The following is a 22,331-nucleotide window of genomic DNA, read 5'->3' as shown; positions in this document are numbered from 1 at the left end:
CAGCCGTCTAGGTCGCGAGCCACTTCGTGAGCTGTTCGGTCGTGCGCGGATACTGGAAGAACCCCGTGTGCGGGATCCCGTCCGATGCATCGAAGGTGACCTGCGCCGTGATGGGGAAGTACGGCGAGCCGTTCTCCTCGAAGACGCCGAGCGTGGGGACGACCATGTCGTTCCCCACTCCCTTGAAGACCTTGTCCACCAGGCGGTCGGCGGCGAGGCGCGCCAGCGTCGGGTGGAGCGGCGTGTAGTTGGAGGCGAGCGCGAAGTACTGCGTGTCCATGCGACGCTCGCCGGCATTGAGCGTGGTGCAGAAGTCGCCGCCGGGCTGCATCGATCGCAGGCCGACGAGGCTCGACCACAATCCGCAGGCCACGATCTTCACCCCCGACAACAGGTACGTCATGGCGTCGGTGACGCCGTTGGTGGGGAAGACGTTGAGCAGGTTGGTCGCGGTGTCGATGTATTCGCTGATGCACGCCTCGTCGGCCAGCCGCGTCCCGTTGTTCGGCGTCCCGACGAAGACGACCTTCCCTACACGCATGGTGCGGCGCCCGAGGGCGAACGACGCGTGCTGCTCGGCCAGGATGCGGCTCACCAACCCACCGCGCGAGTGGCAGATGATGTCGACGTCGAGCGCGAGGCCGTCGGGGACCCGGCGGAAGAACTCCTCGATGTTCTGCCGTGGGTCGTGCGTGAGCGTGGGGTGATCGAAGGCGAAGACGCGCCCCTCGTACAACGCGTGCATGGCCTCGACGAAGGCGCGCGGTAGCTGGCCAAAGGCGGTGTGCGTGCGGCTGTTGGTCCCGTGGATCATCAACAGGGCGCGTCCCCTGCCCATCGATTCCCACTCTGCCTGTCCCAGCTCCTGCGCGTCGGGTGAGGCGTAGTCGTCGGGCAGGAAGGTGCGCACGCGATACGGCGTCTTCTTGAGCTCGATCTGCTCGCCGTACTGGGCGGTGAGCTTTCCTACGAACGCCTTGGCGGCGGGGAAGACGTACACCTTGATGAACTTCTCGCCGATGGCGCTGGCGAGGCCGCGCGTGGCGGGGGCGTCCGGCGAGGCGGCGCCCGCGGGGATGGTGAAGGTGCGGGTGCGTGGCCCGGGTGGTTCGTCGCCGCGCGTGGCCGGGGCCGGGTCGAGCTGCGGGGCGAAGTGCCACGACACCACGCCGGCCGCGTCGGTCGCAAGCACCACCTGCTCGAAGCCCTCGCCGGGGTCCGTCACCTGCAACTCGATGACCGGCTCCCCCTCGGCGCCGCGCGTGCCGTCGGCGGTGCTGACGGCGTCGGTGACGACGAAAGTCTGCTGCGTGGCGAGCCCCGATTCCTCGATGGCCCGCGTGAGGGCATCGGATGGCGCCGGCGCCGCGGCGGCGCGTTGGGCCGGGCCACCAAAGGCGCGCACCGTTCCGGTCAGGCCGCGCGCGGTGAGCGCGGCGCCATCCACCGCGACCGAACGCCCATCGGCGGACAGGTCGACCTTGCGCCGGATGACGATCGACTGCACCACGCTCGTCCAGTCGTCCTGGCTGAGGGGCTCTTCCTCCGTGGCGCCGCGCGTCGCCTCGCCGGCGCGCAGGAGGAAGGAGAAGTCGACCGGCTGCACGGTGGCGAAGAGCTTGAACGACTCGACCGCGTCGTCGCCGTCCCACGCCATGCGGAAGCCGCGTCCCTTGCCGGCCTTGCTGGCGTCGAAGGCGATCCCCGGCTCGAGCTTGATGGGATTGCCCTTGATGAGCGGCGAGACGGCGCCGTTAGGCTCGAAATCCAGCAAGGAGACATAGACCGGTTCCTCGAGCGCGCTGGTGATGCGGAACTCGAGGACGTCGCCGGAGTCGACGACGGGAAGCCCCGCCGCCTCGTCGGTCTGCAGCGGATTCCACGTGCCACCCGATTCCTTGCGCAAAATCTCCAGCGTCACCTTGCCGCGCACCTGGCTTGCCGGGTCGACGTTGTCGATGGCGAGCGCCCCCACGTAGTCGGCGCGCTTGCGCAGGAGGGCGACGACGTCGTCTTCCGACGCGAGCTGCGCGACGGGAGCGATGAGTCGCCCGTCGCGGCCGGCCACCGCCCACGTCTCCTTCGTGAGCGCGCCAAGCATCGGCAGCGGGTCCTTGGCGCCGACCCCCTCGCGCGGTGCCAGACGGAAGACGCGCACCGTGGCCGCATTGGCCGAGCGCACGAGGGAAATCGTCGGTTCGTCCTTGAGCCGCGTGCGCAGCGTGTCGAGGGCGTCGTCGTCGGCGCCGGCGGCGACCAACTGCACCGCGAGCGGCGGGGTGGGGTAGGCGTGCTGCGTCTCGACAGCGCGCGCCCCGTCGACGATTGCACCTGCCGACGCTTCCTCGACGATGGTGGCGCGCGAGGTCATCCCGGCGACGCGGGTGATCTTCACCGTCCCGAGCGGCGTGGCGTCACCGGCGTCCTTGGTCCCCTGCGCGTAGACGGTGAAGACCGACCCGGCGGTGGCGCCGTGCACGGCGCCGATGGCGAGTTGCACGGAGTCGGTCGCGCGGTCGCGCACCGCCACGTAGCGCATCGGCACCAGTTCGCGCAGGCCGAAGATCTCGCGATCGGCCGCGCCGGCGAGCTGCGGATGCTGCGCGCGGTGCACCGCGGTCACCTTCGACGCGGCACGCTCGAAGACGTCGCGCCACGTGTCGCCCGTGGTGGCGCGTTCCAGCTCCTGGCTCAGGGCGTAGGTCAGCGCCCCGTGATGGACGTTTTCGTCGCCGGGGAGGGAGGCCTCCTGGGCGATCTCGCCGTCGCGACAGGCGGCGATGAGCACATAACGATCGGTGGAGGCGGGGGCCGCCACGGCGGGGGCATTGGGCTCGCGCGCACGCTTCGGCTTGGCCTTCGCCTTCGGAGCCGCTGCCGAACGTTTGGCCGAGGCGGTGAATCGCCCGGTTCCGCCAAAGGCGTCCCGCGTGATCGTCCCCGAATTGCAGGCGTCGATGATGAGCACGGTGTGCGGCGTCTTGGCGCCCAACGCGGCCAACCGCTCGGCGAGTTCGTCGTCGAGCACGTCCTGTCGCGGGTCCTCGCAGACGCAGAGCGTGTTGTCGAAGCCCGTTCCCTCGTCGCCGCTGGCATCCTTGATGGTCGATCCGTGGCCGGCATAGAAGACGAAGGCGACGTCGTCGGGGCCGGTGAGGTCGACCAGCGCATCCAGCTCGGAGAGGACGGCGTCGCGCGACGCGTCGCCGTTGAGGAGCGTGCGGATGTTCGACGGCTCGAAGGCAAAGCGATCGCGCAGGAGCTGCGCCATCAGTTCGGCATCGGCGACACAACCGTCGAGCGGCTTGACGGCATAGGTGTCGATGCCGATAACGAGCGCACGGCGAGTGCGCTCGTCACGGGGGGTGGCCATGGCAGTTGGGAGGAGGGGGGAAGCGGCGATCAGCGACTGCGGGTGGTGCCGCGGGGGGCAGGCGCAGGGCTCCCCCCTCGTCCCTTCGTGGTCTTCGCGGGAGCAGTGCCGCCCTCGCGTCCCTTCGTGGTGACGACGGGGGCCGATCCGCCCTCGCGACCCTTGGTGGTCTTGGCGGGAGCAGTGCCGCCCTCGCGTCCCTTCGTGGTCACCACGGGGGCCGATCCACCTTCGCGTCCCTTCGTGGTCTTCGCGGGGGCGGTGCCGCCCTCGCGCCCCTTCGTGGTCACGACCGGCGCCGATCCGCCCTCGCGACCCTTGGTGGTCTTGGCGGGAGCAGTGCCGCCTTCGCGTCCCTTCGTGGTCTTCGCGGGGGCAGTGCCACCCTCGCGCCCCTTGGTCGTCTTGGCGGGGGCGGTTCCCCCCTCACGCCCCTTCGCTCCCTGCTTTCCACGCTTTGCGGCAGTGGCCACGGCCTGCTCCCGATGAGTGGGGACTACGCCCCGGTAGACGCACGCGCGCCGCGAAGGGCGGCGAGTCGCGCTCGATATTGTCCCGCGGCGACGGAATTGCCAAGTGAACTCGCGGCGGTCGCACGCAGTTCGAGCGACGCCGGGAGATACAACAAGTGCACGAGCGGCCACGACGAATCGAAGACGCTCGCGACGTCGATCGCCTCCTGGTGCGCGCCGCGCGCCAGGAGCAGCTGTGCGAGCTGCAAGCGCTCGGCGGCGCGCGGGTCGGCCTCATCCCACTGCACCGAGTCGGCAGTCGCGCCCCGCGCCAGGAGCGCGATGAACTGTCCCTGCGCCGCGGCGCTATCGCCCCGCGCCAAGCGTACGAACGCGTCGACGGAGCGCGCCAGCCCGTCAGTGTGGCGCGAGGAGGATTCGGCGGCGCGCCGGTGCAGTTCGCGGGCGACCGCGTCGGCGATCTCGGGGCGGCCGCTGCGCGCTTCCAGCACGCCAAGCTCCCAGAGCCGCGTGGGGAGCGGAACGGCGGCGTAGGTCGCGCCATGCGCCGCGGCATCCTCACGGGCGATGGCTAGCGCGCGTTCGCGATACGATGGCACGACCGAGGCGCCGAGGAGATAGAGCGTCGCGCCAAAGCCGAAACGCTGCATCGTGGCGTCGATGGCTGCCGCCGCCGAGTCGGGCTTCCCGCGCGCCACCATGACCGCCTGCAATCCCATCAGCGATACCCACCGGCGCGCATCGGCCGAGTCGGTGGCGGCGGTGTCGATCGCCAGCAGCGTCTCGAAGGCGCGCCGGGCGCAGTCGAAGCGCGCCCCTTCGCCGCCGAGCGAACTGGCGGCGAGGACGACGGCGAGCGGGCGCACCGACGCCTCGCGGCGCCAATCGACCCGGTCGGCACCGTCGCGCACGCAGGCTTCTGCCACGGCGAGCTTGCCTACGAGGAGCGAGTCGGCGTTATCGCGCCGGAACTCGCGCAGCATCGGTTCGGCCGCCGTCAGGTCGCCGCGCCGCAGGCGAATCTCGATGGGATGCAGCAGGACGTTGGCCGCGGTCGAGTCGAGCTGGCGGGCCTTGGCGAAGGCGGCATCGGCCAGCGAGTCAGGATTGCCCTTGAGCGGCAGGAGGTGGGTGTAGACCTCGCCGAGCTGCATCCACGCGACCCCCATCTCGGGGTCGGCGGCGATGGCCGCAGTGAGATGTACGATGGCCGAGTCGGGGCGTCCGTCGAGGTAGGCGAGGTAGCCGCGGGCAAACGAGGTGTAACGCGGGGCGAGCGGGCGGGCGAGGGCGGCGGTGATCATCGCGCGGGCCTCGCCCTCGCGGTGGTTCCAGCCGGCGGCCTGCGCGCCACGGATGGCGGCGAGGGCGAAGGTGGAGTCGCCCTCGACGGCGTTGCGATAGTGTCCAAGCGCATCCGTCAGATGCAACCGGCGGAACGCCGCTTCCCCCAGGAGGAACGAGGCGACGGCGCCCGGACTGCGGTTGGCCCACTCGGCCGAGACGTCGGCGGCGCCCTCGGGGATGAGGCGCGGGAGGATCGTATTGACCGCGAGGAGCGCCTGACGCCACGGATCGGTGGCCCCCCCCGCTCCTGCCCCCTCGGCGAGCACCGAGTCGCCGCGCACGTCGTGCAGGGTGAGGAAGACCTTCACCGAGTCGCCGAGCGTGACGAGACGCCCGGTGATGAAGGTGGCGCAGCGCTTGTCGCGCGCCAGCGCGCTTGCCGCCTCGAGCGTGAGCGAGCGAATGTCGTCGCGCGTGCGGGCGTCGAGCAGCGTCCACCCGTCAATCCAGCGCAGCGGTCCGGCGCCGTCGAGCGCGTTGCCGATGATCGTCGCCATGTCCTCGCCCGCCGTGCGCGCGCCCACGAAGCCGTCGGGGACGACGAACGGGAAGACCATCGTGCGGTTGGTGTCGAGCGCCAACGAGGTGGGGGCGTTCATGCGCCAGACCGCGACCGCTGCCACCACGGCGATTGTGGCCACCGCCGCCGCCACCGCGCGCCAACCGCGCCGCGACGAGGCGACGGTCGACGCGTCCATTGCCGGACCGCGGCCGCTCGACGGCAGGCGCGCGGTTCCCGTCGGCAGGTCGTCGAGAATCCCCGGGTGCCTGAGTGCGGCGCGGAACTCCGCCGCCCCCGCATAACGATCGACCGGCACCTTCTCCATCGCCTTCATCAGCACCTGCTCGAGGCGCGTGGAGACCTTGGCGCGCACGGTGCGCACCGGGGGCGGCGGGTCGATGAGATGGCGCGCCATCACCGAGCGCGCGGTCGAACCGGCAAACGGCGGTTGGCCCGCGAGCATCTCGTACAGGACGCAGGCCAGGCTGTACACGTCGCTCCGGCCGTCGACCTCGCTGCTGGCCGACGCCTGCTCGGGGCTCATGTAGTCGACCGTCCCGATCGCGAAGCCCGATTCGGTCAGCTTCTGCGCGCCGGCGCGCTCGACGGCGCGCGCAATGCCGAAGTCGGCGAGCAAGGCATGGCCATTGGCCAGCAGGACATTGGCCGGCTTGACGTCGCGATGGATGAAGCCGTTGCGGTGCGCGTAGGCGAGGCCGTCGGCGATCTCGGCGGTGAGTTCCAGTGCCTCCTCGATGGGGAGTGCGCCCTCGCGCTTGAGGCGCTGCTCCAGCGTCTCCCCTTCGATGAAGGGCATGACGTAGAACGGGCGCCCCTCGAACGTCCCGGAATCGAAGACGGGGACGATGTGCGGGTGTTGCAGCTGGGTGCTGATCTGGATCTCGCGCGCGAAGCGATCGGCGCCGAGCTGCATGACGAGCTCGGGGCGCGGGAGCTTGATGGCGACCGTGGTGTCGTGTTGCAGGTCGCGCGCGCGATAGACCGTGGCCATCCCCCCCGCCCCGATCGCGCGTTCGATGCGGTAGCGGTTGGCGAGCACGCCGGAAAGCGCGGCGGTGTCGGCCGGGTGGGGCTCGTCAGGCGAGCTCGGCGTGGTCACACGCCTAGAATAGGGGTGGGGCGTTGGGCGAGCTAGTGAGCGCGTGTCGCCGTTATGGGCGGCGCGTCGCCGTTATCTGCGGCGCGTCCCCGAACGACCGCGTGCACGCTCGCATGCGCTCCATCGCGCGCGCGACTCCGATTCCGATTCGCTCAGGTAGCGTTGGCGGTCGTTGGCGCTGAGGCAGAGGGTGCCGACGGCGAAGGTCCGCAGGATTCCCGCCGCGTCCAAAGGAAAGAGCCCCGCTCCACCCGAGTCGAGGGCGTTGACCAACCATCGACCGTCGGGGCTGACGCTGGCGCGGGAGACCGTGGCGCCAGCGCCGGTGAAGGCGGCGACCCCGCCCGAGCCATCGGCATTCCACAGGCTCGCTGCGGTGTCGGACTCCGGCACGGTGAGCACTCGCATGCCGTCCGGGGTGAAGTGCGCGGTGGGGGCCCCGATGCCGCGCGGACGCAACGTGACGACCGATCGCCCCGCGCGCACGTCCCAGATGCGAATCGTGCCGTCGCGCGAGACACTCAGCAGGCGTTTGCCGTCGTCGGCGAATTCCACGGCGGTCACCGGCTGCGTATGGCCGGCCAGCCGTCGTCCCGCCGACCGCCCGGAGACCGGGTGCATCGTCACCGCCCCATCCTCCCACCCCACCGCCAGTTGCAACCCGTCGTGGGAAAAGGCGGCACTTGTCGGGAGGAGGGGATACGGGTCGTCCGCGTCGGGGACCACGATGCCGGTGCGCGCCCCCGTGCCGTCGATCCCCTGCACGTGCACCGTGCCGCGCCCGGTGCCGGTCGCGAGCAGCTGTCCGTTGCCACTCACTGCCGCCACGATGATGGTGCCGTCGGGCGACGTCACCTTCGCGGGGGGCTCGCGGCGCTCCAGGTGCCAGACAAACAACCCGCTGTCGACGGCGGCGTCGGGCGCGGCGTCCGGCGCGTCGGCGTCGACAAAGCTGCCCGGCGTGCTGAAGCCAAACGCGTGCCGACCATCGGCGGAGACGTTCGCGTCGAGAATCATGATCTCGCGAGACGATTCGATCCGCACCGTGTCTCGTGGCCCGCTCTGCGCATCGAGCGCCCACTCGGTACGCCCCCCGTCCACGGCGAGCGCGATCAGGCGACGGTCATCCTGGCTGAACACCAGCGCGCGCGTGGTGCTGGAGGTGGTCGACAGGAGCCGCGGGGCGTTGAGCGCCTCCACCGGCGCGACGGCGATGCGTCCGCCGCTTGTCGCGATGGCCAGGAGGCGGCCGTCGTGGCTGAAGCGCACCGCCGAGAGCGCATTTTCACCGGGATCCACAGCGGCGGCCGTGGAGTCGAAGTCGTAGATCGAGGCACCGCGCACCCACGGGTTGTAGACCCACTCCCGCGCCGTGCCGTCGCGTGAGGCAGTGAAGGCGCGCACGCCGTCGGGGGTGAAGCCGACCGTCTCCAGGAGGTCGGCGTGACCGGCGAGCACGGTCGGCGTTGCCTTCCCGTCCTCATCCCAGCGCCAGACGATCGCGTCGTACCCGTAGCGCGAACGCGCGATCAGCGCCGAGCCGTCTGGAGAGAACGCTCCGCCCACGAGCGTTTCTCCGTCGCGTTCGAGCCGAGTGATGCGGCGCCCGCTCTCGGCGTCCCATATGCGCGTCGCATCGAGACCGAAGGTGGCGAGCAGGTGACCGTCGGGGCTCCAGGCGATCGCGACGACCGAGTCGGAGTGCTCCGTCAGCTGCAGTCCCCGACCGCGTCCGGCCGTCGATTGGCCGGGCTCCTGCCCGGCTACTGATCGGCCGGGCACCTGCCCGGCCACTGTGCACCCGCCCGTCCGTTGGTCGGACGTGCACGTGGCCACGGCGATGTGCGACCCCGACGGGTTGAGCGTCGCCGTGGAGACCCCCACTCCGCGGAATTCGAAGACCTGCGCCGGCCGCGAGGCCCCGTCGATCGGCCACACACGCGCGCGCGTCCCGTCGGTCGTCACCAGCCAGTCCCCCCCGCCGCCGAAATCCTCGGTCGGGAGCTCGTGGTCGCCGAGTGGGAGGCGCAGAGGCGTCCCCGAGCCGTCGGCGTTGAAGACGCGTGCTTCGCGCGACGGTGTGAACTCCACGAGTTCGTGCGTCGTCGAATCGTAGACGAGTCGCAGGTAGAAGGCGGCGATGCGCGATCCATCGGCGCTGAACGACAGGCGGTAGAAACGCGACGAATCCGGCGCGGCGAGGCGCACCGGGCGCTTGGACGAGCCGATCGTCCACACGTACAGCGTGCCGGCGGTAGAGGTCGAGACGAGGCGATCGCTTTGCGGGCTGAACTCGACCCCCCAGATGGCCGATTCCTCCCCCTGGTCGAGCACGATGGGGTCGCTGGCGCTGTCACTTCTCGAGAGCGTGAGCAGCCCCTCGTTGGCCCCCATCGCCACCCAGCGGCCGTCGGGGCTGAGGCGGGCGTAGCGCAGCCCCGACCCGACCTCGCCAAAGCTCGCGGTCACGAGCGGTCGCACGGCGAGTTCGGCCGAGGTGCGCACGAGGGCGAGCTGTGTCGCGGGATCCAGTCGTCGCACCAGGGTCGAATCGATGCTCCCCAGGACGAGCCCCGCGCTGAAGGGATCTTCCGCCGCCAGGGCCGCCGCGGTGCGCACGATCGATCCCACCCGTACCTGCTCCGCGCGTTCGCTGGCCTGTCGTCCGCTGATGAAAGCCCAGGCGCCGGCAGCTGCAATCATGGCGACCGCCACGGCGGTGGAGGCACGCCGCACCGTGCGCCCGCGCACGCTGCGCCGCGCGAACTCGAGCTCGCGCCGGTTGAGCCATGGGGCGCGCGCCTTGACCAGCGGGGCGAGCTGCGCGCTGCGGACCGCGTCGCTCCAGACCAGCCCGCCCTGCGACGCCCCGTCGGCGCGCTCCCACTCGCCGGCGGCGCGTGCCAGGCGCTGCCGCTGCGCCAGCGGGAAGGGCGCCTCCCCCTCCTCGCGCACCCAGTCGAGCAGCCGCCCCCACCCGCGCACGAGTGCATCGTGTGCCGGCTCGACGAAGGGTTCGCCGTCCGCCTCCTTTCCCTCGACCAGCAGGCGCGCACTCGTCAGGCGACGCACCACTTCCTCGGCGCGGGCGTGCTCGGCGGCGTCGGGATAGTCGAGCTCCGCGTCGCTCACGCGGCGACGCGCGAGGTTGCCGCCCTCGGCGACCACCATGCGCAGCATCACGCGACGCAACGTCAGGCGGTGCGCGGCGTCGAGCGCGTCGTGCTCGGCCTCGGCGCGCGCACGCAGGGCGCCCACCACGCCGCCTAACGCGTCGTAGTCCTCGCGCGTGATGGCGCGGTCGGCGCTTCGCCGCCCGACATAGCGCACGTACATCTCGCTCAGGGCAAACGAGAGGAGCGGGAGCGCCCCTGGTGTCGCCACCACCTCGTCGAGCAGCGACTCCACCAGCGCCGACGGCTCGAAGTACAGGACCCGCTTGGCGGCGGGCTGCTCGATGACCGCGCGCAGGCTGTCGCGCGACATGGGCGGGACGATGAAGCGCCCGGCGCGCCAGCGCTCGCCAAAGGCCGAGCGATCGAAGTTGGGCTCGAAGTCGGTACGGAGCGTGAGGATGATGCGGACGGTGTTGGGGTGCGCCTCGGCGAGGCGCGCGAGAAGCGTCAGCACCTGCTCGCGTTCGGCCGGCGTGCGCACGAGCGTGATCAGCTCCTCGCACTGGTCGATCACGAGCACGACCTTGCGGCTGCCGGCAGCTGCAACCATCGCCTCGACGCGGGCGGCGATGGCCGCGGGGGTGGCGGTCGCTGCGCCCGCGGCGGGGGTGGCGGTCGCCGCGGGGGTGGCGGCCACGGCACCGTCGCCGCTCCCCACGGCCTGCGCCAGCGCCACCAGCGGCGTGGTCCCCGGGCGCACGATGGGGAGCACCTGCCACCCGTCGGCGGCCAGTCGCGGGACGAGCCCGGCCTTCACCAGCGACGACTTTCCCGTCCCCGAGGCGCCGAGGACCACCGTCAGGGGCAACGCCTCGACGCGCGCGCGGAGCGCGGCAATCTCGGCGTCGCGCCCGAAGAAGAGCGCCGCGTCGGCGGCATCGTACGAGGCGAGGCCGCGCCACGGGTTGTTCTCGAAGGTGAGCGCCGGCGCCGGGGGGAGGGTGAGGTCACGCCCCGGGACGAAGAAGACGAACTCCCCCTTGTCGTGCTTGCGCAGCGGCCAGAGGCGCGGCGTCTGCCGCTTGCCCGCCTCCTGCGCCGCCAGCTGCAGCCGTTCCTCCAGGTAGAGATAGAGTTCGGTCGCGGTAACCAGGCCGTCTCCCCCCTTTCGCGGGATCACGTCGCCGGCCCCGTCCAGCGCCTCGAAGAGCGCCAGGGCAAAGGGGGAGTGCGCGCCGTCGCCGTCACGGCTCCCTAACGAGCCGGTCGAAAGCTGGTCGATGGCCTTCTGGTCCTGCGCCGCCGACGTGATGACCTGCCACGCCGGGTCGCGCACGAAGCGGTCGTACTTCTCCTGGTGGATGACTGCGTCGTCGTCGATCAGCTCGGCGGCGCGCGTCCCCGACCAGCGAAAGGCGCCGGAGAAGCACGAGTCGAGGACCACGAGCATGTGCCGGCAGGTGAGCGACAGGAGTGCGTCGTGCACCAGCGGCATGTGGAGGAAGGTCGCCTCGTCGCCGCGACGGGCATCCACCGGGAGGAGGTAGCCGTTGGGGCCATCGTCGCCGTCGCGTGCCACGCCGTGGCCGGCCCAGTAGAAGAAGACGCGATCGTCGGGGCCAACGCCCTCAGGGAGCTCGCGGGTGAGCAGCGTCGTCAGGCGTGCCTGCGTCGCCTCTTCGTCGAGGAGCTGGATGACCTCGTAGCCGTGTGATTCACCGAGGATCGCCCCAACGCGCCGCGCGTCGTTCGCCGCCGTGCGCAGCTCGGGGATCCCGTCGCGATAGCGATCGATCCCCACCACGACCGCGATGGACCTGGCAAAGGGGCGATGGTCGGTCATCGCCGGCGGGCGTCGAGCACGGGGGGCACAGAGTCGGGCGAGGAGTGCACTCGGGGAAGGAGAGGGGACCGGCAGGGACGGACCGCCAACGTACGCACTGCAGCCACCCGAGGCTACAGGGCCGCGCACAAGTCGTCGACGAGGTCGGGCCGGCGCCCTGAGCCCACGCGACAGCGACCGCTGGTTGTTGGCGTCACGTACGTCGGCTCGCGCCCTCGCCCTCCGCAACGGCCATTGCGCGTGTGCCACGTCCCACGCTAGTTAGGCACCGCGGCCGCCGGATCGTCCCGCCGGAGCGCACCGCCGCTCCAGCCATCGTGAGGCACCAACGCCATGCGCATCGCTGCCCTCTTCGACATTCACGGCAACCTCCCCGCCCTCGAGGCGGTGCTCCACGACGTGCGGCAAGCGGGGGTCGACCTCGTGGTGGTGGGCGGCGACGTGCTCCCGGGGCCCATGCCGCACGAGTCGCTGGGCGTGCTGCGCGCGCTCGCGCTCCCCGTGCGGTGCATCCGCGGCAACGGCGATCGGATCGTCATGGAATCGCGGGCCGGTGAGGAGTCGCCTGAGGTCCCGGCCGCGTTTCGCGAGGTGGTGCGCTGGAACGCGGCGCAGCTCACGCCGTCGGACGTGGCTTTCGTGTCCGACTGGCCCGTCACGTTTCGCCAGTACGTCGCAGGCGTTGGCGACGTGCTGTTCTGCCACGCAACGCCGCGCAGCGACACGGAGAACTTCACCCGCCTCACGCCCGAGGCGCACATTCTTCCGGCCTTCGGCGGCGTCGCCGCAGACGTCATCGTGTGCGGGCACACGCACATGCAATTCGATCGCACCATCGGCGCTCACCGGGTCGTCAACGCGGGAAGCGTCGGCATGCCCTTCGGCGCGCCGGGCGCCTACTGGCTGCTGCTGGGCGCGCGCGTCGAGCTACGCCACACGTCGTACGACCTGGACGCGGCCGCCGACCGCATCGTGGCGACGGCGTATCCACAGGCGCAGCACTTCGCCGAGCAGAACGTGCGGCATCAGCCCACCGAGCAGGCGATGCTCGCCGCGCTGTCCTGACCACATGCGGGAGCGCGCAATCCGCCACGCCTCGTCCCCGGGCGTTTGCCCTTCCACAGCCCCCGCCCTTAGGCTTGTTCCACCACGCCTCGACAACCAGGGAGCCCATCGTGCCTCGCTTGCGCCCGGCCGCCTTCGCCCTCGCCTTCCTCAGCGCTGCCGCATCGGTCGGCGCCCAGTCGTTTCCCACCAACGATCCCGTCATCCGACGCCTGTGGGATGAGGGGATGACGAGCAAGTCGCAGGTCGCGCGGTTGGCGCAGGTGCTCACTGACTCCATCGGCCCTCGCCTCTCAGGTTCACCCGCCTTCCTCGGCGCGACCGACTGGGTCTCGGCCCGCTACGCCGAGTGGGGAATCCCGGCGCGCAAGGAACGCTACGGCACCTGGCGTGGCTGGCGTCGCCGTTACACCCACATCGACCTCATCGCCCCGCGTGAGCGCACACTCGAGGGGATGATCCTGGCCTGGAGCCCGGGGACGACCAAGCCGGTGGAAGGGGACGTCGTCGTGATCCCTGAACTCGCCGACAGCAACGCCGTCAAAGCCTGGCTACCGAGCGTGAAGGGGAAGTTCGTCCTCCTCTCGGCACCCGAGCCCACCTGCCGTCCGGACGAAAACTGGGAGCGCCTGGCGCGACCGGCGTCGGTGCTGGCGATGAAGGCCGCGCGCGATTCGTCCAAGCGCGCGTGGAACCAGCGCGCGCAGCGCCTCGGCCCTAACGCCTTCGCGCTCCTGGATGGCAGCGGGGCGGCGGGGGTCGTCACGTCGCTCTGGTCGGCCGGTTGGGGGGTCAACAAGGTCTTCAGCGCCAGCACACGCACCGTCCCCGTGATGGACGTGAGCTGCGAGGACTACGGCCTGCTCCATCGCCTGGCGGCCAACAATCAGGGACCGCGCCTGCGCCTCGACGCACGCGCCGAGCAGCTCCCCGAGTCGCCGATGTTCAACGTGGTGGCCGAGCTCAAGGGGACGGAGAAGCCGGACGAGTACGTCTTGTTAGGCGCGCACCTCGACTCGTGGGACGGCGCGTCGGGCGCCACCGACAACGGGACGGGGACGGTGATGATGATGGAAGCGATGCGGCTGCTCAAGGCGGCGTATCCCAATCCCAAGCGCACCATCCTCGTGGGGCACTGGGGGGCCGAGGAGCAGGGACTCATCGGGTCGCGCGCCTTTGCCGAGGACCACAAGGAAGTGGTCGATGGTCTGCAGGCGGCCTTCAACCAGGACAACGGCACCTGGCGGGTGGAGTACATCCGCATGATGGGGCTCACCGGCGCCGCGTCGCACTTCGGGCGCTGGCTCAGTGTCATTCCCACGGAGATCGAAGGGCTCATCGACCTCGACATCCCCGGCGTCCCCGAGACCGGCGGGAGCGACCACATGTCGTTCCTGTGCGCGGGGGCACCGTCCTTCCGCCTGCAGTCGAACTATCCTGACTATCGCCAGTACACCTGGCACACCAACCGCGACACGTACGACAAGGTCATCATCGACGACCTGAAGAACAACGCGACGCTGGCGGCGATGCTGGCGTACCAGGCGTCGGAGGATCCGGAGCGCGTGGCGCGCGACAAGCGGGTGATGACGACGCCGAGCGGGACGACGACCCCGTGGCCGCGCTGCTCCACCCCGCCGCGCAGCACGCCGCAGCGTTAGGCAGTCGCGCACCCCCGCGACCATTCACCCCTCGGACGGCGCGCATGACGACGATCGCGACCCCCTTCACGCCCGACAGTCTCGAACTCCATCGCACGGCGCTCACGGGCCACTGCTACCGCATGCTCGGCTCCGTGGTCGATGCCGACGACGCGGTGCAGGAGACGATGTTCCGCGCCTGGAAGGCGCTCGAACGGTTCGACGGACGTGCCTCGATGAAGACCTGGCTCTATCGCATCGCCACCAACGTGTGTCTCGACGCGCTCGCCGATCGCCCGCGCCGCGCCCGCCCGCTGGAGGAGGGGCCGGTCGGCACGGTCGACGACGAACTGCACGAGCGTCCGCGCACGCACTGGCTCGAGCCGATCCCCGACGCCAGGGCGCTCCCGGCCGATAGCGATCCGGCCGAGGACGCGGTGCTGCGCGAGAGCATCCATCTCGCCTTCGTTGCGGCTTTGCAGCACCTCCCGGCGAAGCAGCGCGCCGTCCTGCTGCTCACGCAGGTGCTGGGGTGGTCGGCGGCGGAAGTGGCCGAGAGCCTGGCGACGACGGTGCCGGCGGTGAATAGCGCGCTGCAGCGGGCGCGCGCCACGTTGGCCGAGCGCAACGTGGCCCCCGTGCCGGCACGCCTCAACGATGAACAGCGGGCCCTCGTGGCGCGCTACGTCGATGCCTTCGAGCGCTATGACGTGCAGGCGCTGACCATGCTCCTGCACGAGGACGCCACCATGTCGATGCCGCCCTACACGCTCTGGCTGCAGGGGCACGACTCCATCGGCAACTGGCTCTCGGGGCGTGGGGCGGGGTGCCGCGGGTCGCGACTGGTCCCCACCGCGGCGTGTGGCGCACCGGCCTTCGGGCAGTACCGCCACGGCGGCAAGGAGCCGTGGGCCCTCGTCGTCCTCGACATCGTGGACGACAAGATCGTGAACATGACCTACTTCCTCGACACCGCGACGCTCTTCCCCAAGTTCGGGCTGCCGATGCAGCTGCCGGACGAGTGAGTCGGTGCCTGGCGCGGCGCGACGCTGCACCGCGTCAGGCGATGCGCTACTGCGCGCCGTAGTACTTCCGTCCGGGGGTGGGCGCCGTGGGAGCGGGGGGGTGCCAACGTTCGCTCTCCACGTCGAACCAGCGCTCCATCAGGCGCTCGCGCTGCAGCCGGGCGATGAGCGTGCTGTCGCGGTGTTCGCGCACCACCTCGTTGGTGGTGGTGGGATAGGCCAGGCGCGCGACGCCGATGAGGGCGTTGAGCCCATCGTAGGCTCCCTGGAAGTCGTTCGCCTCGAAGGTGACTTCGTCGCCGTCCGCGGAGAGGGCGACGCCGGGGACGCCGCGCAACATGGCGAGGCTCGCTGGGCGCACGACCTTGAGCGCCGCGCGCACCGGTTCGTTGGCGCGCATCGTCTTGGCACTGGCCAGCGCGCGCACCGCGGCCGCCGCCTTGGCGCGCATCTCGGCGTGCACCTCGGCGACGTTGCGCAGCTCGACCGTACTGGCGCTCGTGGCCCGCTTGGTCACGACGTATTGCAGCCAGGGCATCGTCGCCAGGTCGCGTTGCAGCCGGTCGTCGCCGGAGACGAAGATCACCGGGACGCCGACGCGCCCCCACGAATACGCGACAATCTCCGTCTCGGTGATCGCGTGCCCGTTCATCGACAGCCCCATCCCGATCGTGACGGTGTGCGAGGCGAACCCCTTGCTCCCCGTCTTGGCGTGCATCCCCACGGCGACGATGGCGTCGTACGTGTCGGGGGCGACGACATCGACGTAGTGCCGGAACGGCGCGTTGCGCGTGAGTTGCGTCGCGCGCTTGTCGAGCCGAGCGCGATCGACATCGGGATTCGGGTTCCCGCTCCCGTGCGCGTCGATGATCTCCACGCTGGTGGCGCCGCCGGCAAAGAGCCCATCGACCACCGCGTTGATGTCGGCGACCAGGTACCCCTGTCCCTTGGCGTAGTACTCGGGGTGCGAGTAGTTGAAGGTGCGATAGTCGTCCTGCCCCGCGAGTCCTTCCATGTCGTGGTAGACGAGGACGCGCAGCGCGCCGTTGCGCGCAGGGCGAGGGGACGAGAGCGTGACACCACCCGACGTCGACGCGCGTGGCGCGGCACCGGGCGGTGCGTTGCCGGCGCATCCGAGGGCGACGAGGGCGCCGGCGCACGTGAGCAGCAGGTGATGACGAGGTTGCATGACGGACTCCGCAGGAGGTCCCCCAAGATGCGGCGCGCGTCGCCCGATCGACACCATCCCCGCGTCGACTGCGACCAGGTTCGCGTCGTCTCGCGCGATGCTTCGCGGCCGCGGCGTGTGCATGGAACCACGCGGCCGTGCGCTGTGCCCTAGTCGCGTGCGCCGGCTCGGCGTATCATCGCCTCACCAGCCCCGCGCCTCGGGGACGCAGCCGTCCGCCCACCTGGAGCATCACGAGATGAACGACGACGGCGTCACGCGCCGCGACTTTCTGAATGGCGTGAGCGTTGCGCTGGGGGCCTCGCTCCTGGCGCCGTGGGCCGATCTCATCGCGCAGGGGTGGGACCCGGGGAGCGACTACTACCCACCGGCGCGGACGGGGCTGCGCGGGACGCACGAGGGGGCGTGGGAGACGATGCACGCCCGCGTGCAGGGGAAGACTTGGCGCGCCGGGGCCCCCGAGGAGCAGTACGACCTCGTGATCGTCGGCGGCGGCATCAGCGGCCTCGCCTCGGCGCACCTCTATCGCAAGCAGCGCCCCAACGCGCGCATCCTCATCCTCGACAACCACGACGACTTTGGCGGACACGCCAAGCGCAACGAGTTCTCGATCGATGGGCAGACGCGCATCGGCTATGGCGGAACCGAGTCGATCGATACGCCGTCGGCGTACACGGCGATCGCCAAGGAGACGCTCGTCGACATCGGGATCGACACGGCGAAGTTCTACGAAGCGTACGACCAGACGCTGTACGCCAAGCTCGGTCTCTCCAAGTCGATTCTGTTCGACCAGGAGAACTTCGGGGAGCGCAAGCTGGTGCTGGGGTACGGGAAGGTGTCGTGGGAGGAGTTTGCGCGAAACGCCCCGCTCAACGACCAGGCGCGCGCCGACTTCATTCGCGTGCAGACCGAGACCCGGGACTACCTCCCTGGGCTCACGCGGGAGGAGAAGTACGCCAAGCTGCGCACCGTGAGCTACGAAACCTGGCTCCGCGACTACTGCAAGGTCGACCCACAGCTGCTCGAGCTGTACCGCAAGTTCGGGATCAGCTTCTGGTGTGTAGGGATCGACGAGATCCCGTGCACGTCCATTCATGAGTATGACGGCGGGATGCCGGGGCTCGATCATACGCTGCCGCGCTACGGCTCGCGCGGCAACGAGCCGTACATCTTCCACTTCCCCGACGGCAACGCCTCGGTGGCACGCCTGCTGGTACGCAAGCTCATTCCGGCCGCGATGCCGGGATCGACGATGGAAGACGTGGTGACGGCGCGCGCCGACTACTCGCAGCTCGACCGGAAGGGTTCGGCGGTGCGCCTGCGCCTCAACAGCACCGCCGTCCACGTGCGGCATACCGCCAGCCGCAATGCGGTGGACGTCACGTATGTCCACGACGCGCGAGCGCACACGGTGCGTGCGCGGCGCGTGATCATGGCCTGCTACAACATGGCCATCCCCCACCTGTGCCCCGAACTTCCAGCGGCGCAGCAACATGGGCTGCGCTACGGCGTGAAGGTCCCGCTCACCTACACCAAGGTCCTCATCCCCAACTGGCGCGCCTTCGCGCAGCTCGGCACCGACTTCGTGTACTACACCAAGGACTTCTTCAAGCAGGTCGAGCTCGACTATCCCGTCTCACTCGGCAGCTACAAGCGCTCGCAGACGCCTGACGAGCCCATGGTGCTGCACATGTGCTACGTGCACCACGACGGAAAGTCGAAGGGGCCCGAGCAGTGGCGCGACGGAAGGCGCCGCCTGATGGAAACGTCCTTTGCGCAGTTCGAGGGACACGTGCGCGACCAGCTCGACGCCGCGCTCAAGGGCGGGGGGTTCGACGCCGGGCGCGACATCAAGGCCATCACGGTGAACCGGTGGCCGCACGGCTATGCCTACTCGCCGGAGCTCTTGTGGGAGCCAGCGTACGCCAGCGAGGCGGAGAAGCCGTGGGTGATCGGTCGCCAGCGGTACGGGCGCATCGCCATCGCCAACTCCGATGCGGGGGCCAAGGCCGACACCAACTCGGCCATCACGCAGGCGTGGCGCGCGGTGCAGGAGTCGCTGGCCTAAGGGGGCGGGTCGGCGCGATCGATGACGCTCACCCATGACGTCGCGCCGTGACGGCGCATCGGCACCATCACGAGGATCGTCCATGACCGAAGTCTTTCCGATCATCCCGGGTCCCATCCGTTCGCTCTGGATCATGCTCCCCATCTTCCTGCTGATGGTGGCGACGATGGGGGTGCTGGGGCTGTCGCTTGGTAGTGCTCGCACCGCACGGTTCGAGGTCTCGCCTGCCGGGCTTCGCCTGCGTGGCGATATCTATGGCCGCCTGGTCCCGGCGTCCGCGCTCCGCGTGGGCGAGGCGCGTGCGGTCGACCTGAACGTCGACAAGTCGCTCGCCCCGTCCATGCGCACGATGGGGACGGCGGTCGGGGGGTATCGGGCCGGGTGGTTCCGGCTGCACAACGGTGAGAAGGCCTTGCTCTACATCACCGACAAGTCGCGCGTGGTGTATGTCCCCACCACGAGCGGCTACAGCGTCCTGGTGAGCGTGGCCGATCCGGCCGAGTTCCTGCAGGCGCTGCGGCGCGCGACGGGGGCGAGCACCTCGTAAGGGCGGTTGGGGCGCGCGGCGCGGCGCCCCGCCGCCTAACGTTGTTCGGAGCGGCGGCCGTGCACGTTGCGCGTCACCGCGACAGCCTGGTGTCGCCCCTCTCTCTCATCCCCCTCGCATGCCCCGCCTGCTTCGCGCGCTCGCCGTACTCGTCGCCCTCGTCATCGCCGGTGGCGCGGCCGCCTGGGTGGTGAAGAACCCCGAACAGGTGCTGCTCGACGACGCGACGCGCGCCGGGGCGCCGGGGCGCTTCGTTCGACTCTCGGACGGAGCCACGCACTACGAGGTCGCCGGTCCCGACACGGGGCGCGTCGTGGTGCTGGTGCACGGCTTCTCCGTCCCGATGTACATCTGGGACTCGACCTTCATGGCGCTCAGCGCGGCCGGGTACCGAACGGTGCGCTATGACGTGTTCGGGCGCGGCTGGTCCGATCGTCCCGATGGCGCCTACGACGGCCCGATGTTCGACCGGCAGCTCGACGAGCTGCTCGACTCGTTGCACGTGACGGGGCCGGTCGACTTGATGGGGCTGTCGTACGGCGGCTTCGTCACCGGGCACTACACGGCGGGGCATCGGGAACGCGTCCGCACCCTGACCCTGGTCGACCCGGTGGCGACCAGTTCACCGATGCCGTCGATCATCACGACGCCCCTCCTGGGAACGTGGCTCTGGCAGGTGACGCGCGTCCCCGGGATGGCCGACAACCAGGCGTCGGACTTCCTGCACCCGCAGGACTTTCCCGGCTGGGCCGATCGCTATCGCCCGCAGATGCGCTTCAAGGGGTTCGGGCGCGCCCTCCTGCGATCGGCCGTCACCGCCTCGAACACCAACTTCGACTCGCTCTACGCCGGCGTGGCCCGCACTGGCGTCCCCGTGCTCCTGATCTGGGGGCGTCAGGACCAGACCGTGACGTTCGACAAGTCGGAGGTCGTGCGCCGCGCCATCCCCTCGCTCGTCTTCTTCCCGGTCGACTCGGCCGGTCACCTCCCGCACCTCGAGCAGACGGCGTTGGTGAACGCCCGCCTGTTCGACTTCCTGGCGGCGCACCCGGTGCAGCGTTAGGCGTCGACGAGGGTGCGCAGGCGGCGGATATCGGCGGGCGTCGTGCGGCAGCACCCGCCAATCCACGACGCCCCGGCGGCCAGCCACTCGGGGACGTGCGCCGTGAAGCGGGTGGCCGCCCCTTCCCAGCACCGCCGCACCGCGTTCCACTGCTCCCCCGAGTTGGGATAGGCCAGAATCGGCTTGTGGCTGACGGAGGCAAGGGCGCGCACCGCCTCGCCCACCAGTGTCGGGGGGACGCAGTTCACCCCCATCGCCACCACTTGCGGCTCGGCGTCGAGCATCGCGGCGCACGCCACGAGGGGGTCACCCGCCGATGTGTGCGCGCCGTCGCGACAGCTGAACGAGAGCCAGGCGCGCGCGGTGGGATGCTCGCGCAGCAGGCGCACCAGCGCCCGCGCCTCGCGGAGCGACGGGATCGTCTCGCAGGCCAGCAGGTCGGGGGCCGCCCCCGCCAGCACGGCGAAGCGCGCGCGGTGGAAGTCGATCAGCTCTTCCTCACGCAGCCCGTCGTCGCCGCGGTACTCCGAGCCATCGTGGAGTGTGGCACCGTACGGCCCGACCGACGCGGCCACCAGCGGCCGCCGCGTCCCGGCGGGACGCCGCGCCAGGTAGCGGGAGCGCGCCGTGTCGGCGAGTGCGACGGAACGTTGCAGCAGGCGGGTGGTCTCGTCCGCGTCCAGTCCACGCTCGGCAAACCCCTCGTAGCTCGCCTGGTAGCTGGCCGTGATGGCGACGTCGGCCCCCGCCTCGAAGTAGTCGAGGTGCACCGCCTCGATCGCCTCCGGCGCGTCGGCCAGCAGCCGAGCCGACCAGAGGTGATCGGACAGGTCAAAGCCACGCTCGGCGAGCTCCGTCGCCATCCCACCGTCGATCACCAGGCGCGCGCGATCCATCCAGGACTCCGACGTCGTGAGGTCAGCGCCGCGCCGCGGCGCGCGGGACGAGCGCCACCACCCGCACCGGCCCCCCCGATCCACCCTCGATCTTCATGGGCAGCGCGATGACCGTCGCCCCGCGTGCCGGCAGCGTCTCCAGGCGCGCGAGATTCTCCAGCCCGATCACCCCGGCGCCGGCCGCCACCTGGTGCACCATGAAGTCCTTGCTGGGGCCGTGGTCGATGGACGCGACGTCGACGCCTAACGCCGCCACCTTGCGCTCCCCCACCAACAGCCGCGCCGCATCCACGCCATAGCTGGGGAAGTGCAGTCGCGAGGCATCGCCCGGCGTATCGTCGCCGAGGTAGGCCTTGGCGTTGGGCCAGCGCACCCCCCACCCCGTGCGCAGGAGGACGAAGGCACCGCGCGGGATGCGCCCGTGCGTCTTCTCCCATCCCTGCACGTCCTCCACCGTGAGACGATAGTCCGGGTCCTTGGCCGCCTTGGCGCCGACATCGATCACGACCGCGGGGGCGATGAGCTGCTCCAACGGGATGCGATCCGCGGTCAGCCCGCCCCTGTGGAAGTGGATCGGTGCGTCGAGGTGCGTCCCGCCGTGCTCCGGCGCGGCGAAGGCATACGACGAATAGAAGTAACCCCCCGGCGTCTCGCCGAACGCCAGCTGTTGCAGCTGGAACCCCGTGGTCGCAGTGGGCCAGTACAACGTCTTGGCGTTGAGCGGGTGCGTGAGGTCGACTAGGCGATGACGCGCGACATCGATCGCGGGCGGTTGGGCGACCGCGGTAGACGTCGTGGCGGCGAGCAGGAGGACGATGCGCGTCGCGATCCGTCGGGCGGTAGCCGCGGCGTGGTGGGTGGGTGTGGTCATCGGGTGGTGGGGGTACTGGCAGGGCGGGATGGAGGGGGTGCAGACCCTGTGCTCACACGAAGCCGCGAAGGTGCGAACAAGAACGAGCGCCGTGTGCGAGCCCCTCGTGTCTTCGCGGCTTCGCGTGCGCCTCCAGTTTCCCGACCTGCGCACGGAGGGGGAAGGGGGGTGCATTGCCGCGCGGTGAGCACGA

13 protein-coding genes are annotated in these 22,331 nt (G+C 70.5%); 6 read left to right on the top strand and 7 right to left on the bottom strand.

Annotated features, from left to right (window positions below; translation table 11 throughout):
- Nucleotides 1-7: 7 nt before the first annotated feature.
- The 4 genes from IPN47_11365 to IPN47_11350 form a co-directional block, all read right to left on the bottom strand.
- The gene (locus IPN47_11365; GenBank protein MBK9408623.1) at nucleotides 8-3,373 is read right to left on the bottom strand and encodes a caspase family protein; all 3,366 of its coding nucleotides are present in this window, start codon (nucleotides 3,371-3,373) and stop codon (nucleotides 8-10) included.
- Nucleotides 3,374-3,402: 29 nt separating this feature from the next.
- Nucleotides 3,403-3,846, bottom strand: a complete 444-nt coding sequence (locus IPN47_11360) for a hypothetical protein (GenBank protein MBK9408622.1) — start codon at nucleotides 3,844-3,846, stop codon at nucleotides 3,403-3,405.
- A gap of 23 nt (nucleotides 3,847-3,869) precedes the next feature.
- Nucleotides 3,870-6,815, bottom strand: a complete 2,946-nt coding sequence (locus IPN47_11355; protein MBK9408621.1) for a protein kinase — start codon at nucleotides 6,813-6,815, stop codon at nucleotides 3,870-3,872.
- 72 nt (nucleotides 6,816-6,887) lie between these two features.
- Entirely contained in the window at nucleotides 6,888-11,774 is a 4,887-nt protein-coding gene (locus IPN47_11350; protein ID MBK9408620.1) for a caspase family protein, read from the bottom strand.
- 333 nt (nucleotides 11,775-12,107) lie between these two features.
- Here IPN47_11350 and IPN47_11345 point away from each other — a divergent pair, with 333 nt between their 5' ends.
- The 3 genes from IPN47_11345 to IPN47_11335 all read left to right on the top strand — a co-directional run bounded on the left by IPN47_11345 (nucleotide 12,108) and on the right by IPN47_11335 (nucleotide 15,504).
- Entirely contained in the window at nucleotides 12,108-12,839 is a 732-nt protein-coding gene (locus IPN47_11345; protein MBK9408619.1) for a metallophosphoesterase family protein, read from the top strand.
- A gap of 110 nt (nucleotides 12,840-12,949) precedes the next feature.
- Complete coding sequence (locus IPN47_11340; GenBank protein ID MBK9408618.1) at nucleotides 12,950-14,500, top strand: M20/M25/M40 family metallo-hydrolase; 1,551 nt, start codon at nucleotides 12,950-12,952, stop codon at nucleotides 14,498-14,500.
- Nucleotides 14,501-14,544: 44 nt separating this feature from the next.
- Entirely contained in the window at nucleotides 14,545-15,504 is a 960-nt protein-coding gene (locus tag IPN47_11335; protein MBK9408617.1) for a sigma-70 family RNA polymerase sigma factor, read from the top strand.
- A gap of 46 nt (nucleotides 15,505-15,550) precedes the next feature.
- Here IPN47_11335 and IPN47_11330 read toward each other — a convergent pair whose 3' ends face one another.
- On the bottom strand, nucleotides 15,551-16,693 hold the full coding sequence (locus IPN47_11330) for a M55 family metallopeptidase (protein MBK9408616.1): 1,143 nt from the start codon (nucleotides 16,691-16,693) through the stop codon (nucleotides 15,551-15,553).
- 238 nt (nucleotides 16,694-16,931) lie between these two features.
- Between IPN47_11330 and IPN47_11325 the strand changes: the two genes are divergently transcribed.
- The 3 genes from IPN47_11325 (at nucleotide 16,932) to IPN47_11315 (ending at nucleotide 20,371) form a co-directional block, all read left to right on the top strand.
- Nucleotides 16,932-18,761, top strand: a complete 1,830-nt coding sequence (locus IPN47_11325; GenBank protein MBK9408615.1) for an NAD(P)-binding protein — start codon at nucleotides 16,932-16,934, stop codon at nucleotides 18,759-18,761.
- A gap of 82 nt (nucleotides 18,762-18,843) precedes the next feature.
- Nucleotides 18,844-19,308: a hypothetical protein gene (locus tag IPN47_11320; GenBank protein ID MBK9408614.1), complete on the top strand. Its 465-nt coding sequence runs from the start codon at nucleotides 18,844-18,846 to the stop codon at nucleotides 19,306-19,308.
- Between the two features lie 118 nt (nucleotides 19,309-19,426).
- The gene (locus tag IPN47_11315; GenBank protein ID MBK9408613.1) at nucleotides 19,427-20,371 is read left to right on the top strand and encodes an alpha/beta hydrolase; all 945 of its coding nucleotides are present in this window, start codon (nucleotides 19,427-19,429) and stop codon (nucleotides 20,369-20,371) included.
- Here the strand turns inward: IPN47_11315 and mmuM are convergent.
- Nucleotides 20,368-21,267 carry a homocysteine S-methyltransferase gene (gene mmuM / locus IPN47_11310; GenBank protein MBK9408612.1) on the bottom strand — a complete coding sequence of 300 codons (900 nt, stop codon included), beginning with the start codon at nucleotides 21,265-21,267 and terminating at the stop codon, nucleotides 20,368-20,370. The genes IPN47_11315 and mmuM overlap by 4 nt on opposite strands.
- A gap of 22 nt (nucleotides 21,268-21,289) precedes the next feature.
- Nucleotides 21,290-22,138: a cyclase family protein gene (locus IPN47_11305; protein ID MBK9408611.1), complete on the bottom strand. Its 849-nt coding sequence runs from the start codon at nucleotides 22,136-22,138 to the stop codon at nucleotides 21,290-21,292.
- Nucleotides 22,139-22,331: the final 193 nt, after the last annotated feature.

This window comes from Gemmatimonadota bacterium (genome assembly GCA_016719105.1).
GTDB lineage: Bacteria > Gemmatimonadota > Gemmatimonadetes > Gemmatimonadales > Gemmatimonadaceae > SCN-70-22.
The sequence above is the reverse complement of the archived record's forward strand: the minus strand, read 5'-3'. Positions and strand labels throughout refer to the sequence as shown.